This is a genomic window from Actinomadura vinacea (genome assembly GCF_039532545.1).
Classification (GTDB): domain Bacteria; phylum Actinomycetota; class Actinomycetes; order Streptosporangiales; family Streptosporangiaceae; genus Spirillospora; species Spirillospora vinacea.
In genome coordinates, this window is the sequence record NZ_BAAARW010000005.1 from 330,546 (window position 1) to 343,733 (window position 13,188).

General features: G+C 71.0%; 13 protein-coding genes and 2 pseudogenes. 3 read left to right on the forward strand and 12 right to left on the reverse strand.

Annotation, left to right across the window (positions count from 1 at the left end; all coding sequences use genetic code 11):
• Positions 1-88 precede the first annotated feature (88 nt).
• Positions 89-493: pseudogene (locus ABD340_RS08110) on the forward strand (DedA family protein); the annotation flags it as partial.
• Between the two features lie 114 nt (positions 494-607).
• Here ABD340_RS08110 and ABD340_RS08115 read toward each other — a convergent pair.
• A complete protein-coding gene (locus ABD340_RS08115) occupies positions 608-1,177 on the reverse strand; it encodes a DUF4126 domain-containing protein (protein WP_344587973.1) in 570 nt (189 codons plus the stop codon).
• A 123-nt stretch (positions 1,178-1,300) separates the two neighbouring features.
• On the opposite strand from ABD340_RS08115, the gene ABD340_RS08120 reads away from it, so the two are divergent.
• Entirely contained in the window at positions 1,301-2,332 is a 1,032-nt protein-coding gene (locus tag ABD340_RS08120) for an SGNH/GDSL hydrolase family protein (protein WP_344587974.1), read from the forward strand.
• Here ABD340_RS08120 and ABD340_RS08125 read toward each other — a convergent pair.
• Genes ABD340_RS08125 through ABD340_RS08135 form a run of 3 tightly spaced genes read right to left on the reverse strand, consistent with a single transcriptional unit; the run spans position 2,316 to position 5,043 of the window.
• Entirely contained in the window at positions 2,316-3,464 is a 1,149-nt protein-coding gene (locus tag ABD340_RS08125) for an NAD(P)H-dependent flavin oxidoreductase (protein WP_344587975.1), read from the reverse strand. The genes ABD340_RS08120 and ABD340_RS08125 overlap by 17 nt on opposite strands.
• Before the next feature lie 13 nt (positions 3,465-3,477).
• The gene (locus tag ABD340_RS08130; RefSeq protein WP_344587976.1) at positions 3,478-3,879 is read right to left on the reverse strand and encodes a Zn-ribbon domain-containing OB-fold protein; all 402 of its coding nucleotides are present in this window, start codon (positions 3,877-3,879) and stop codon (positions 3,478-3,480) included.
• Positions 3,880-3,882: 3 nt separating this feature from the next.
• Positions 3,883-5,043, reverse strand: coding sequence for a thiolase family protein (locus ABD340_RS08135; RefSeq protein WP_344587977.1), 1,161 nt, complete (start codon positions 5,041-5,043; stop codon positions 3,883-3,885).
• A gap of 139 nt (positions 5,044-5,182) precedes the next feature.
• Here ABD340_RS08135 and ABD340_RS08140 point away from each other — a divergent pair, with 139 nt between their 5' ends.
• Positions 5,183-6,448: an MFS transporter gene (locus ABD340_RS08140; RefSeq protein ID WP_344587978.1), complete on the forward strand. Its 1,266-nt coding sequence runs from the start codon at positions 5,183-5,185 to the stop codon at positions 6,446-6,448.
• A gap of 67 nt (positions 6,449-6,515) precedes the next feature.
• Here the strand turns inward: ABD340_RS08140 and ehuA are convergent, their stop codons facing one another.
• The 8 genes and pseudogenes from ehuA to ectA form a co-directional block, all read right to left on the reverse strand.
• On the reverse strand, positions 6,516-7,388 hold the full coding sequence (gene ehuA / locus ABD340_RS08145) for an ectoine/hydroxyectoine ABC transporter ATP-binding protein EhuA (protein WP_344587979.1): 873 nt from the start codon (positions 7,386-7,388) through the stop codon (positions 6,516-6,518).
• Positions 7,375-8,029: pseudogene (gene ehuD / locus ABD340_RS08150) on the reverse strand (ectoine/hydroxyectoine ABC transporter permease subunit EhuD). The gene ehuA and the pseudogene ehuD overlap by 14 nt, the downstream one beginning before the upstream one ends.
• On the reverse strand, positions 8,029-8,733 hold the full coding sequence (gene ehuC, locus ABD340_RS08155; protein WP_344587980.1) for an ectoine/hydroxyectoine ABC transporter permease subunit EhuC: 705 nt from the start codon (positions 8,731-8,733) through the stop codon (positions 8,029-8,031). The pseudogene ehuD and the gene ehuC overlap by 1 nt, the downstream one beginning before the upstream one ends.
• Positions 8,734-8,736: 3 nt before the next feature.
• The gene (ehuB, locus tag ABD340_RS08160; protein WP_344587981.1) at positions 8,737-9,630 is read right to left on the reverse strand and encodes an ectoine/hydroxyectoine ABC transporter substrate-binding protein EhuB; all 894 of its coding nucleotides are present in this window, start codon (positions 9,628-9,630) and stop codon (positions 8,737-8,739) included.
• 136 nt (positions 9,631-9,766) lie between these two features.
• The gene (gene thpD / locus ABD340_RS08165; RefSeq protein ID WP_344587982.1) at positions 9,767-10,675 is read right to left on the reverse strand and encodes an ectoine hydroxylase; all 909 of its coding nucleotides are present in this window, start codon (positions 10,673-10,675) and stop codon (positions 9,767-9,769) included.
• Positions 10,672-11,073 carry an ectoine synthase gene (locus tag ABD340_RS08170; protein WP_344587984.1) on the reverse strand — a complete coding sequence of 134 codons (402 nt, stop codon included), beginning with the start codon at positions 11,071-11,073 and terminating at the stop codon, positions 10,672-10,674. The genes thpD and ABD340_RS08170 overlap by 4 nt, the downstream gene beginning before the upstream one ends.
• 63 nt (positions 11,074-11,136) lie before the next feature.
• A complete protein-coding gene (gene ectB, locus ABD340_RS08175; RefSeq protein WP_344587985.1) occupies positions 11,137-12,399 on the reverse strand; it encodes a diaminobutyrate--2-oxoglutarate transaminase in 1,263 nt (420 codons plus the stop codon).
• Between the two features lie 141 nt (positions 12,400-12,540).
• Positions 12,541-13,149: a diaminobutyrate acetyltransferase gene (ectA, locus tag ABD340_RS08180; protein WP_344587986.1), complete on the reverse strand. Its 609-nt coding sequence runs from the start codon at positions 13,147-13,149 to the stop codon at positions 12,541-12,543.
• Positions 13,150-13,188 lie beyond the last annotated feature (39 nt).

Here is a 13,188-nt window from a genome sequence, read left to right on the forward strand (position 1 = left end):
ACGCGCGGGGGCACGGGTGGAATGGATTGTCGACGGCGTCCAGGCGGTGGCGGGGCTTCCCTTCGCCGTGCTGTTGATCGTCGCGGGGGTGTTGGCGTTCGCGGAGTCCGGGCTCGGGCTCGGCACGCTGGTTCCGGGGGAGAGCGCCGTCCTGCTGCTGGGCGCGGCGGCGGCCGAGCCGGTCCGGCTCGTGCCGATGCTGCTGGTGGTGGGCCTCGGCGTGACGGCGGGCGACCATGTGGGATACGGGATCGGACGCCGGTACGGGGCCAGGCTCGCCGCGACGAGGCCCGTCCGGAGACTCGGCGAGCAGCACTGGGAGCGGGCGATGGCCGCAGTGAACCGGCACGGAGCGGCGGCGGTGTTCCTCACCCGGCTCGTCCCGGTGGTGCGCACGCTCACCCCGGCCGTGGCGGGCGCGTCGCGGCTGCCGTACCGCCGGTTCCTGCCCGCCTCGCTCGCGGGCGCGCTGCTGTGGTCGTCGGTGTACGTGGGGGCGGGCGCGTTCGCGGGCGCCTCGGTGGAAGGGCTGCTCGGACGGGCGGGCTGGGTGCTCGCCGCCGTGCTGGCCGTTCTGGTGGCCGGCGTGATGGTGCGCCGGCGGGCGTCAGGCAGGTTGCCTTCGGCGGAGGCTGAGCAGCCGGTACGCGACGTACCCGAGCATGCCGAGCCCGATCAGCGCGACCACCGGGGCCAGGACGGCGAGCAGGCTCACGCCGAAGGCGAAGGTGTCCTCGACGGTGCTGACCACGGGGGCGCCGGCGCCGAGGGTGCCGGCGTTGACCAGCGGGCGCACGGTGGTCTTGGTCAGGTGGACGAGCAGTGCCGCGGCGATGCCGAGCGTCCAGGCGAGCCACGGGGCGTCCCGCATGAGCGAGGCGTCGGCGCGGGCGGCGGCCTCGGTGGCGGCGAAGACGGCGCCGCCGGAGGCGGGGCGGATCAGGGTCTGGACGATGTCGTTGACGGTGTCGACGCCCGGCACCTTGTCGAGGACGGTCTCGGCGGCCAGCAGCAGCGCGAGCAGCGCCAGCACGGGTCCGTCGGAGAGCCAGCCGAACTCGGCGGGCAGCCGCACGAGGTCGGTGAAACGGTCCAGCAGGCCGATCATGAGAACCGGGATGAAGGCGTTGAGACCCGCCGCGGACGACAGGCCCAGTCCGGTCAGTACCGCGAGCACCGTCCCAGGATTCCGCATCCATGATCACTTCGGCTGGCGGACGGAAAATAATCTACAATGTAAAGGCGGGAACCTGGACGGCGCCCGAGGCGTCTGCCCAAGGGGACGGGTGAGGGAGAGGGCATGCGAATCCCGGGCGGGTTCGGCGAACGCGGCCGCGCGGTCGCCGTGCTGATCGGACTGCTGGCGGTGGCAGTCGCGCCCCTGGTGGCGCTTCCCGCCGTTCGGTGCGAGATCTTCGGCAGCGGTTGTCCCAAACCGGTACAGGCCGCCGTGAACGATCCGGCGCGTCCGCCGCAGCGGACTCCGCTCACCCCGGTCGAGGCCGCCGCCCAGGGCGCCTATGTGGCGCTCGGCGATTCCTATTCTTCCGGGCTCGGCGCGGAGGCCAGTGTCGCCGACCAGAACCCCCTGGCGCGCTGCCAGCGCACGTCCAAGGCCTACTACCACCAGGTCGCCAAGAGCTTCCCGTTCAAGTCCAGCGCGTTCTGGGCGTGCTCGGGCGCGACCACGCGCACCGTCCTGACCGGCAAGTCGGGCGAGCCGTCGCAGCTCAACCGGATCGACGCGAACACCAGCCTGATCACCATCAGCGTGGGCGGCAACGATGTCGGGTTCTCCAAGGTGCTGGCCGGGTGCGTGATCAAGCTGCCGTGGAGCCGGAGCTGCTCCGACCAGGGCCGCGACATCGCCACCCGGATGGCCGCGCTGCGCGGCTCGCTGCCCGACCTGTACGACCGGATCACCGCCAAGGCTCCCCGCGCACGAGTGATCGTGATGGGGTACCCGCGGGTGTTCTCCGAGGCGGACGGGGACGGCGGCGACAACATCTCGGTGGCCGACCAGCAGTGGCTGAACGCCCGGGGCCGCGAGCTGAACGAGGTGATCAGGCAGACCGCGGTCGAGGCCGACCAGCGGATCGCCGGGACCCGCGGGGCCGGCAGCGTCGAGTTCGTCGACGCTTACAGCTCCTTCGCCGGGCACGAGGTGGGCAGGCCCGACCCGTACATGAACGGCCTGTCGGTGAGCGTCTCGGCGCTGGCCGCCGAACCGCGCAGCTTCCACCCGACCGTGCGCGGCCACGAAGCCCTCGCCCGCCTGTTCGTCGACCAGGTGAGGAAGGGCCCGGGCCGCCCCCTCAACCAGTACCGCTGATGGTGTTGAGGCGGTCGAGGGCCTCGGCGAAGTCCTGCATCATGTCGTGGACGACCTGGCGGGCGGGCTTGACGGTGTTCATGAGGCCGACGCACTGGCCGACGTAGTAGTTGGCCAGCGCGCGGGCGCCGGGGTTGCCCGATTCGGCGATCTTCTGGATCTGGTTCATGGCGCCCTGCGACACGATGATCTGCAGCGGCATGCCGAGCGGGCCGGGGCTGCCGGGGCCGTCCCACTCGTCGGTCCAGGACGAGCGCAGCTGGCGGGCGGGCTTGCCGGTACGGGACCGGGAGCGGACGGTGTCGCGGGACGTCGCCGCGAGCATCTTCTCCTTCACCGCCGGGGAGGTCTCGGCCTCCTCGGTGGTGAGCCACACCGAGCCGCACCACGCGCCCGAGGCGCCCAGCGCCAGCGCCGCGGCCAGTTGCCGCCCGGTGGCGATGCCGCCGGCGGCCAGTACCGGGACGGGCGCGACGGTGTCGACGACCTCGGGGACCAGCACCATCGTGGAGATCTCGCCGGTGTGGCCGCCGGCCTCGCCGCCCTGCGCCACGATCAGGTCCGCGCCTGCGGCGACCTGGCGGCGGGCGTGCTCGGCCGTCCCGACCAGCGCGGCGACCGGGATCCCGGCGGACCTGGCCTTCTCCACCATCAGCGGCGGGGGAGTGCCGAGCGCGCCGGCGATCAGCCGGATGGGGTGCGACAGCGACACGTCGATCAGCTCGGTGGCGCCCTCCTGGGTGACGCGGGTGCCGCCGCGGGCGCCGCCGCGCCGGGCCTGGTCGAGGTCGGGCGGCGGGACGTCGTACTTCTCGAACAGCCCGGCCAGGAACCTCCAGTGCTCGTCGGGGATCGCGGCGAGCATGGCGTCCGGGTCGGCCTCGCCGCGCCCGGCCCGTTCCGCGGACTCGTCCAACCTGCCCGGGACGAGCACGTCGACGCCGTAGGGGCGGCCGTCCACGTGGTCGTCGATCCAGCGCAGTTCCTCCTCCAAGCGCTCGGGCGTGTAGGCGACCGCGCCCAGCACGCCCATGCCGCCGGCGTTGGTGACCGCCGCGACGACGTCGCGGCAGTGGCTGAAGGCCAGCAGGGGGAACTCGATCCCGAACCGTTCGCAGATCTCGGTGCGCATGCCGGTGGTCCCTTCAGTCGGCAGGGCGGAACAGGATGTAGGACTCGCCTTCGTCAGGATGCTCGAAGCAGGCCCGGAGGGGGAGGCCCTCGCGGAGGTCGCCTGGGCCGGTCCCGTCGAGCCTGGCGTGCAGCCACGGGCCCTCGTCCAGCTCGACCAGGGCGAGCGCGGCCGGGGGAGGGGCGGTGCCGTCGGCGGCGGGGCGGCCGTGCGTGATCGTCCAAGTGACGAGGGTCGCGGCGCCGCTCGCCTCGGCCCAGGCCAGGTCCTCGCCGCCGCAGCCGGGGCAGCCGCTCTGGTCGGGCGCGAACCAGCGGTCGCACGGCTCGCACCGCTTGACGACCAGCCGGTCGGCGGCGGTGCCGTCGAAGAAGGGGTCGGTGCGGCCGTCCCGGCGCAGGATGCCGATGTCCATGGTTCAGGCCCCCTTCGGGTGCGGGCTGACGATCAGGGTGGCGTGGTGGTCGAGGATGCCGCCGTTCCCGCTGACCAGGATCACCTCGTTGCGGTCGGCCTGGCGGCCGCCGCCGTCGCCGCGGGCCTGGACGACCGCCTCCGACAGCGGCGTCATGCCCCACATGTAGAACGCCGACAGCTGCCCGCCGCCGGTGTTGGTCGGCAGCGCGCCGCCCGGTCCGAGGGCGCCGGAGGCGGCGAGCGCGCCGCCCTCGCCCTTGGCGCAGAACCCGTAGTCCTCCAGGGACACCAGGACGGTGTAGGTGTAGCAGTCGTACAGCTGGCACTGGCTGATGTCGTCGACGGTCACCCCGGCCATCTTCATCGCGGCCGGGCCGGAGGTGAGCGCGCCGGTGGTGAGGCCGAAGCCGCTGCCGCGCTCGTTGCGGTGGCCGGGGTGGCCCTGGCCCCAGCCCCACAGGTGGACGGGCGGGCGGGCGAGGTCGCGGGCCCGGTCCGCGCCGGTGATCACGACCGCGATGGCGCCGTTGGAGACCAGGCAGCAGTCCAGCAGGCGCAGCGGTTCGGCGACCCAGCGGGACGAGCGGTGGTCGTCCAGGGTGATCGGTTCGCGCATCTCGGCGCGAGGGTTGCGGACGGCCCATTCGCGGGTGCTGACGGCGATGGCGCCGAGCTGCTCCTCGGTCGTCCCGTAGCGTTCCATGTGGCGGCGGGCGGCGAGGGCGTAGAAGGCGTTGACGCTGCGGAAGCCGAGTGCCGCGGTCATCCCGCCGAATCCGTACCATTCGGGGGCCTGCCGGTGGTAGGCCGAGCCCGCCGACGTCCTGGGCTTGCGCGGCGCGTCGGCGAACACGCAGGCGACGGTGGTGGCGGCGCCGCTGAGGATGGACATGGCGGCGTACGACACCATGGCGGCCGCGGTGGCGCCGAAGGAGTTCATCTGCGACAGCAGGCGCAGGTCGCGCAGGCCGAGGGTGTCGGCCAGTTCGATTCCGGGCGAGCCGCCCGTGCCGTGGCTGACCAGCAGCCCGTCCAGGTCGCCGAGGGCGAGTCCGGCGTCGGCGACCGCGAGCCGTACCGCGTCGGCCGCGAACCGGCGGGGGCTGCGCCCGTACACCTTGCCGAGCTCGGTCATGCCGAGCCCCACGATGGCCGTGCTCATGGCCGCACTCCCGTCACTTCCGATCGTCTCCTTCGCCGGGGATCTACGCGTCCAACCGTACCGAATCGGATTCTGCTCAAGAAGTCAGCACTAAATCGGATATTGGACATGACATCCCAGGTGCGGTAGCAAGGGTCGGGTGACTCCGAGCGACACTCCCCAGACCGAGCGGGCCGCCCCGGCGGAGCGGACCGTCCAGACCGCAGACGGTTCTGCCGGCCTGGCGGGACGCGACTTCCTGCTCATGCTGGCGGCCTCGTTCGGGATGTTCTCCAACCATGCCGTCCTGCTGTCGGTCGTGCCGCTGTGGTCGGTCGGCGGCGGCGCGGGCCATGGCGGCGCGGGCGTGACCACGGGCACGGTCATGGCCGTCACCGTGCTCGTCCAGGTCTGGATGGGCCGGCTGACCGGCCGGTTCGGGGCGCGGGTCCTGCTGGCGGCCGGGGCGCTGCTGCTGGGCGTGCCGAGCTTCGGGTACGCCGTGTCCGACGCGCTGCCCTGGGTGCTGGCCGTGTCGGCGGTCCGCGGCGCCGGGTTCGGCATCGTCACGGTCGCGGGCGCGGCCCTGGCGGCGGCCATGGTCGCCCCGGACCGGCGCGGGCGCGCCGTCGGCCTGTACGGCCTGGCCGTGGGACTGCCCCAGGTGCTGGTGCTCCCGGCCGGCCTGTGGGCGGCCGAACGGTTCGGCTTCGTCCCGGTCTTCGTCGTGGCGGGGGTGCTGAGCGTCCTGGCCGCTCCGCTGGTCGCCGCCATGTCAGGGCGGACCACCCTCGCCCGGCGCGCCGGTGCGACCCGTGCGCGCGGGCCCGCTCGGGCGTCCGTCTCGGACTCGGTGGGGGCCGCCAGGCGAGTGCTGGCCGGTTCGGCGGGCCCCTGGACGGCGCTGTTCGCCTCGGCGTGCGCGTTCGGCGGCATCGCCTCGTTCCTGCCGCTCGCCCTGGACGACCCGGCCGCCGCCGCGACGGCGCTGCTCGTGCTCTCCGCCGCGATCATCGCGGGACGGTGGGCCGCCGGGGTGTGGAGCGACCGCTGCGGCGCCGGACGGCTGGCGGCCCCGGGCGTCCTGGTGACCGCCGCCGGCATGGCCGGGCTGGCCTTCGCCGCCTCCCCGGCAGGCGGCGGGATCGTGGCCGTCGTCGCCGCGGCCGCCTACGGTCTGGGATTCGGGCTGGTCCAGAACGACACGCTGGTGGTGATGTTCCATCGCTCCGGCCCGGACGGGCACGGCTCGGCCAGCGCCGCCTGGAACATCGCCTTCGACGCCGGCACCGGGGTGGGAGCGGTGGTGCTCGGGCTGGTCTCCGGCGCCCTGGGAATCGCCGGCTCGTTCGCCGTGGCCGCGGCCGGGGTCATCGCCGCGCTGCCCCTCGCCTGGCTCGACGCCCGCGCCCGCCGGGCGGATTGAACCGCCCGCGCCCCCGGGGCGACGGGGACGCGGGCGATCCACGGGGCCCGCGGCACGCCGGCGGGTCCTAGGAGGCCAGGACCGCCTGCAGGAAATCGCGCGTGCGCTGCTCGGACGGCTCGCCGAAGATCTGCTCCGGCGGGCCCTCCTCCACGATCTGGCCCTGGTCGAACATCAGCACCCGGTCGGAGATGTCCTTGGCGAAGCCCATCTCGTGCGTCACGCACAGGATCGTCAGGTCGCTCTCCATCGCGATGTCGCGCAGCAGGTCCTGCACGCCCACGACCAGTTCGGGGTCCAGGGCCGAGGTCACCTCGTCCAGGAGCAGGACCTTGGGCTCCATCGCCAGCGCGCGGGCGATCGCGACGCGCTGCTGCTGCCCGCCCGACAGCTGGGTCGGATGGGCCTCGGCCTTGTCGGCCAGGCCCACCAGGTCCAGCAGCTTGCGGCCCCGGTCGGCGGCCTCCTCCTTGGACACCCCCAGCACGTGCACGGGGCCCTCGGTGAGGTTGCGCAGCACGTTCATGTTGGGGAACAGGTTGAACTGCTGGAACACCATGCCGATCTTCTTGCGCATCTCGTGCAGGTGTTTCTCGTTGGCCGGGACGAGCTTCCCGCCCCGGTCCATGTGCGACAGCGGCTCGTCGCCCACCCGGATCACGCCGTCGTTGATCTTCTCCAAGGTCATCAGCAGCCGCAGGATGGTCGTCTTGCCCGAGCCGCTGGGCCCGATCAGCGTGACCCGCTCCCCGGGCGCGACGGTGAAGTCGAGCTCGCGCAGGACGACGTTCTGGCCGAAGCGCTTGACGACCTTCTCGAAGAGGATCCCGGGGGCCTGGCTGGGCCCCTTCTTCAGCGGCGCCCCGTCACCCTTGGCGAGCGGTGCGCCCGGCGCCTTCTCGGGGGGCGGGGCCGCGGGTGTGGCATCAGTAGGTGGCATAGCGCCTCTCCAGGCGACGGACGAGAATGGAAGACACGACGCTGACGACGACGAACAGCAGGCCGACGACCGTGATCGGCTCAAGGAACTTCAGGCTCTGCGAACCGGTCTGGTACGCCGCGCCGAGCAGTTCCACGACGTTGATCGCCAGCAGCAGCGGCGAGTCCTTGAACATGGCGATGAGGTAGTTCCCGAGTGTCGGCACGACCTTGCGGACGGCCTGAGGCAGGATCACGTCCTGCCATACCCGCCGCTTGGGCAGGTTGAGCGCGACGGTCGCCTCCCATTGCCCGCGGGGGACGTCGTCGATCCCCGCTCGGTACACCTCTGCGGTATAGGCCGAGTAGTGCAGGCCCAGCCCGATCACCCCCGCGGTGAGCGGCCCGAGCGTGATCCCGGCCGAGGGGAGCACGTAGAAGATGAAGAACAGCTGCACCAGCAGGGGGGTGCTGCGGATGAACTCCACCACCCAGCGGGTGGTCTGGCTGACCACGGCGAGGGGGGGAGCGGCGCAGCATCGTCCACACCAGGCCCAGCACCAGCGCGAGCAGGTAGCCCAGCAGGGTGGCCACGATGGTGATGCGCAGGCCGGCGAGCAGATCGGGGAGGAACTCCCCGGTGTAGGTCCAGTCCCAGGTCATCAGCCCTTCACCCCCGCACCGGCGAGTGTGCCGACGGGCTGTTTACCGCTGGGCCGGCGGCCGAGCATCCGGTCCACCCGCCGCTCGGCGTACCGCACGAACAGCTGCAGCAGCTGGGCGATCACGAAGTAGATCAACAGGATGGCCACGTAGGTCCACAGCGTCTCGCCGGTGGAGGACTGGATCTGCTTGGCGCGGAACGTCAGATCGCCGATGGTGATCAGGGACACGATCGCCGAGCCCTTCATCAGCTCGATCAGCAGGTTCCCGAACGGCGGCAGCATCAGCGCCACCGCCTGCGGCAGCAGCACCCGCCGCATCCGCTGCCACGGCGTGAAGTTGAGCGCCACCGTGGCCTCGTACTGGGTCCGGGGCACCGCGTTGACGGAGCCGCGGACCACTTCCGCACCGTACGCGCCGACGTTGAGGCCGAGCGCGAGCACCGCGGCGAACATCGGCGTGAACCGGAATCCGATCAGCGGCAGCGCGTAGAAGAACCAGAACATCAGCACCAGGGTCGCGGTGCCGCGGAAGAACTCCACGTAGACCCGGTTCAGCGTGCGGACGGCGCGGCTGCGGGACGTGCCGGCCAGCCCGAAGATGATCGCGAGCACCAGGGCCAGCGCGCTCCCGTACAGCGTGAGCTGGACGGTGATCAGCGCGCCCCGCAGCAGGAGCTGGTAGCTGTCGAGGACTTCGCCCACGGGTCAGACCTGGCAGAACTTGGCGGCGGTGTCGTCCGGCCCGGGCAACTCGGCTTGGGTGAACCCGAACGGCTGGATGATCGGCAGCAGCTTGTTCTGCTGCTTGAGCTGGGCCAGCTTGTCGTTGAACGCCTTGAGCAGGTCGGCGTCGGCCTTGCGGAAGGCGAAGCCGCCGGCGCCGAGCTGCTCCTTGCCGTCGATGATCGGCGTGAACGCGTCGGTGACCTCGAACGGCTCGTCCTTGTGCTTGGACATCAGGTCGGCGAGCGAGATGCGGGTCAGCGCGATCGCGTCGATCCGCTTGGCCTTGAGGCCCTCGTAGGCGCTGGGCTGGTCGGCGAAGGTCTTGATCTGCCCCTTCGGCACGCCCAGCTTCTCGGCGTAGCCGCCCTCGACCGCGCCGGTGAGCACGCCGATGTCGGCCTTGGTCTTGACGACGTCCTCGAACTTGAGGATCTTCTTCGGGTTGCCCTTGGGCACCATGAACGCGCTCTTGGCCACGTAGTCGGGGTCGGAGAAGGCGACCGAGCCGCACCGCTCCTTGTTGATGAACATGCCGGCCGCGATCACGTCGAACCGCTTGGCGTTCAGTCCGGCGATCAGCCCGCCGAAGTCGACCTGGACTCCCTCGACGTTGGCGATCCCCAGCTCCTTGAAGATCACCTTCGCCAGCTCCGGCGCCTCTCCGGTGAGCTTGCCGGACTTGTCGGTGAACCCGTAGGGCGCCTCGTTGGCGAAGCCGACCTTGATCTTGCCTTCTTGTTTGGCACGCGCCAACGTGCCGCCGCCCTTGCGCTCGGCCTCCGGGTCGGTGGTCGCGCAGCCGGCGGCGGCCAGCGACACGCCGCCGGCCAGCAAGGTCGCGGTGCGCAGAAAATCGCGTCTTGAGGAAGTCATCGTCGAACTCCTTCTGATGCCTTGCGACCGCCGGGGCCACAAGGGCTCCCGGCGGTCGCAAGGTGGTGGTCGGGGACGTGGATCGGGGACGGTGATCGGAAGACTTCTAGGGGAATCGGCGCGGCAGCGCCAGGGGTTACGCCCTGACCGGAGTGAAATCGCGGGCGCCGATGAACGACGGCCGCGGCGCGTCCGCCGAGAACGGCTCTGTGCAGGCGTTCTCCACGCTGTTGAACACGATGAAGACGTTCGAGCGCGGGAACGGGGTGATGTTGCCGTTGGAGCCGTGCATGCAGTTGCAGTCGAACATCGTGGCCGAGCCCGCCGGGCCCGTGAACAGCTCGATCCCGTGCTTGTCGGCGAGGATCGAGAGGCTGTTGGGATCGGGCGTGCCGATCTCCTGGCTCTTCAAGGACTCCTTGTAGTGGTCGTCCGGCGTCTCGCCGACGCACGACACGAACGTCTTGTGCGACCCCGGCATGATCATGAGAGCGCCGTTGTGCACGAAGTTCTCGGTGAGCGCGATCGAGATGCTGACCGCACGCATCCGGGGCATGCCGTCCTCGGCATGCCAGGTCTCGAAGTCGGAGTGCCAGTAGAAGTCCTTGCCTGTGAATCCTGGCTTGTAATTCACCCGGCTCTGATGCACGTAAACATCCGAACCCAAAATCTGCCGGGCCCGGCCCACCACGCGCGGGTCGCGCACGAGCCCGGCGAACACCTCGCTGACCTTGTGCACCTCGAAGATCGAGCGGACCTCGTCCGAGCCGCGCTCGGTCACGGTGCGCTCGTCGCGCAGCACCTCCGGGTCGGCCGACAGCCGGCGCAGCTCGGCCCGGTAGTCCTCGACCTCCTCGGGGCGCAGCAGCTCGTCGACGGAGAGGAAGCCGTTGGCCTCGAACGAGTGGAGCGTGGCGGCGTCGATCGGCCCGTCCTCGGGGGCGCCGTGCACCACCGGGTCCTGCCGGTACAGCAGCGCGGCCTCGGCGCACTTGCGGGTGGGGTAGGGGTCGTCCAGGCTCGGGTGGCTCTCGATGATGCTCATGCGTCCTCCTCGTCCAGGGTGAGCAGGGGGTAGACACCGTTCTCGTCATGGACCTCTTGGCCGGTGACGGGCGGGTTGAAGACGCAGACGACGCGCACGTCGGTCTTGGCGTTCAGGGTGTGGTGCTCGTGCCCGTCGAGCAGGTACATCACGCCGGGCTCGATGCGGTGCTTCTCGCCGTTCTCGTCGTTGACGAGCTCGCCCTCGCCCTCGATGCAGTAGACGGCCTCGATGTGGTTGGCGTACCACATCTTGGTGGAGGTGCCGGCGTACAGGACGGTGTCGTGCAGGGAGAAGCCGACCTTGTCGCCGGCCAGGACGAAGCGGCGGCTGCACCACGTCGGGGCGTGCACATCGCGCTCGGTGCCGATGATGTCCTTGAGAGATCGGACGATCACTGGTGTCTCCTTTCGTTCAGCGGGCCGGATGCGCCGGCCGGGAAGCGTGGGCCGCGGGCGCGGTCAGACCACGACCGTCTCCCGGACGGCGCGCAGCGACTCGGCGATGATCTCCAGGCCCTGGTCGAGCTCGGCCTCGGTGGTGGTGAGCGGCGGCAGCAGCTTGACCACCTCGCTCTCGGGGCCGGAGGTCTCCATCAGCAGCCCGCGGTCGAACGCCTCGGCGCACACCCGCGGGGCCACCTCGGCGTCCCGCATGACCAGGCCCCAGGCCAGCCCGCGGCCCCGGACGCCGTCGACCGCGCCGGCGTGCTCCAGCGCGATCGCGTTGAGCGCCCGCTCCACCCGCTCGCCCTTGGCCAGGGTCTGCTTCTCCATGCCCTCGCCGATCCAGTAGTCCTCGAGGGCGGCGATGGCGGTGATGAAGGCCGGGTTGAAGCCGCGGAAGGTGCCGTTGTGCTCGCCGGGCTCCCACACGTCCAGGTCCCGCCGCATCAGCGTGATCGCGAACGGCAGCCCGTAGCCGCTGAGCGACTTGGACAGGCAGACGATGTCGGGCTTGATCCCGGCCTCTTCGAAGCTGAAGAACGCCCCGGTGCGGCCGCAGCCCATCTGCACGTCGTCGACGATCAGCAGGATGTCGTGCCGCTTGCACAGGTCGGCCAGGCCGCGCAGCCACTCGGCGGTGGCCACGTTGATGCCGCCCTCGCCCTGGACGGTCTCGACGATCACCGCGGCGGGCTTGTCGAGGCCGCTGCCGCTGTCGTCCAGCATCGTCTCCAGCAGCAGGAAGTCGGGAGTGCGGCCGTCGAGGTAGTTGTCGTACGGCATCGCCACGCCGTGGCCCAGCGGCACCCCGGCGCCGTGCCGCTTCATGGTGTTCCCGGTCACCGCGAGCGCACCCAGCGTCATGCCGTGGAAGGCGTTGGTGAAGCTGATGACGCTCTCCCGCCCGGTGTATTTACGGGCCAGTTTCAACGCCGCCTCGACCGAGTGGTTGCCCGCCGGGCCGGGGAACTGGATTTTGTAGTCGAGCCCTCGCGGAGCGAGCACGAGCTCATTGAAACGATCCAGGAAGTCGCGTTTGGCGACCGTGTACATGTCCAGCCCATGGACTACCGCGTCGCTCGCGAAGTAGTCCATGAGCCGCTGTTTAAGCTGCGGGTTGTTGTGCCCGTAGTTGAGCGTTCCCGCGCCGGCGAAGAAGTCGAGGTAGGTCTTGCCGTTCTCATCGGTCATGTGGCTGCCGCGCGCGGTGCTGAACACGGTCGGCCAGCTCCTGCAGTAGCCGCGGACTTCAGATTCCAGGTGAGCGAAAACATCCATGTTTCTGCCTCCGGCAGTCGGGTGGATGGTGCAGTGCGGATGGATTGTGAACATGGTGCGAACGGGTTGCCAACGGGCTGAAAACGGGCAGGCCGCTGCGCACGGAGGGAGCCGGAGGGCCCCGCTCCGTGCCGGTGCGGGTCAGCCGGCCGCTCCTTCTCCGCGAGCGGCGCCGCCGGGCACGGTGCCGGCCGCCTGCCCGGCCTGCGCGGCCTGGGCGGGCGGTGGGAGGGGGCCGATGCGGAAGAGCACCTCGGGCTCATGCCCCTCGGGGAAGTGCTCGGGGCCGAACAGCGGGCTGCGCGCCAAGGCGCAGCCGCGGCCGCGGGCGAAGGACTCGAACATCCTGGTGGAGGCGGTGTTGTCAGGTGTGACGGTGGCCTCCACGTAGCGGCACCCCAGGGCCGCGGCCCGGTCGCCCAGGCCGTCCAGCATGCGCCTGGCCAATCCCTGGCCCCGGTATCCGGGGTCGACGGCGACCTGCCAGACGAAGAGCGTGTCGGGCCGCTCGGGGCGCGCGTAGCCGGTGATGAAGCCGCAGGGCACCGAACCGTCCCTGGCCACCACCGAGGTGCGGGCGAAATCCCGGCACCACAGCACGTAACTGTAGGGGGAGTTCACGTCGAGAACTCGTGAGTCCCGCGCCAGGCGCCACAACTCCGGGCCGTCCGCCAGCGCAGGCTCCTCCAGCCGTATTGTCGGGTCCGGTCCGGATCGGTCAACGGGCGATTGCAGGGGTTGCGCTGCCATGTGCAGGTAATTTAGCGAATCTCCCGCCCTGATCGCTAC

Excerpts from the sequence above, each read along its gene's own strand:
- ABD340_RS08120 (WP_344587974.1), top strand. The coding sequence starts at position 1,301 with ATGCGAATCCCGGGCGGGTTCGGCGAACGCGGCCGCGCGGTCGCCGTG.
- ABD340_RS08125 (WP_344587975.1), bottom strand. The coding sequence starts at position 3,464 with ATGCGCACCGAGATCTGCGAACGGTTCGGGATCGAGTTCCCCCTGCTG.
- ABD340_RS08130 (WP_344587976.1), bottom strand. The coding sequence starts at position 3,879 with ATGGACATCGGCATCCTGCGCCGGGACGGCCGCACCGACCCCTTCTTC.
- ABD340_RS08135 (WP_344587977.1), bottom strand. The coding sequence starts at position 5,043 with ATGAGCACGGCCATCGTGGGGCTCGGCATGACCGAGCTCGGCAAGGTG.
- ehuA (WP_344587979.1), bottom strand. The coding sequence starts at position 7,388 with ATGCCACCTACTGATGCCACACCCGCGGCCCCGCCCCCCGAGAAGGCG.
- ehuB (WP_344587981.1), bottom strand. The coding sequence starts at position 9,630 with ATGACTTCCTCAAGACGCGATTTTCTGCGCACCGCGACCTTGCTGGCC.
- thpD (WP_344587982.1), bottom strand. The coding sequence starts at position 10,675 with ATGAGCATCATCGAGAGCCACCCGAGCCTGGACGACCCCTACCCCACC.
- ectB (WP_344587985.1), bottom strand. The coding sequence starts at position 12,399 with ATGGATGTTTTCGCTCACCTGGAATCTGAAGTCCGCGGCTACTGCAGG.
- ectA (WP_344587986.1), bottom strand. The coding sequence starts at position 13,149 with ATGGCAGCGCAACCCCTGCAATCGCCCGTTGACCGATCCGGACCGGAC.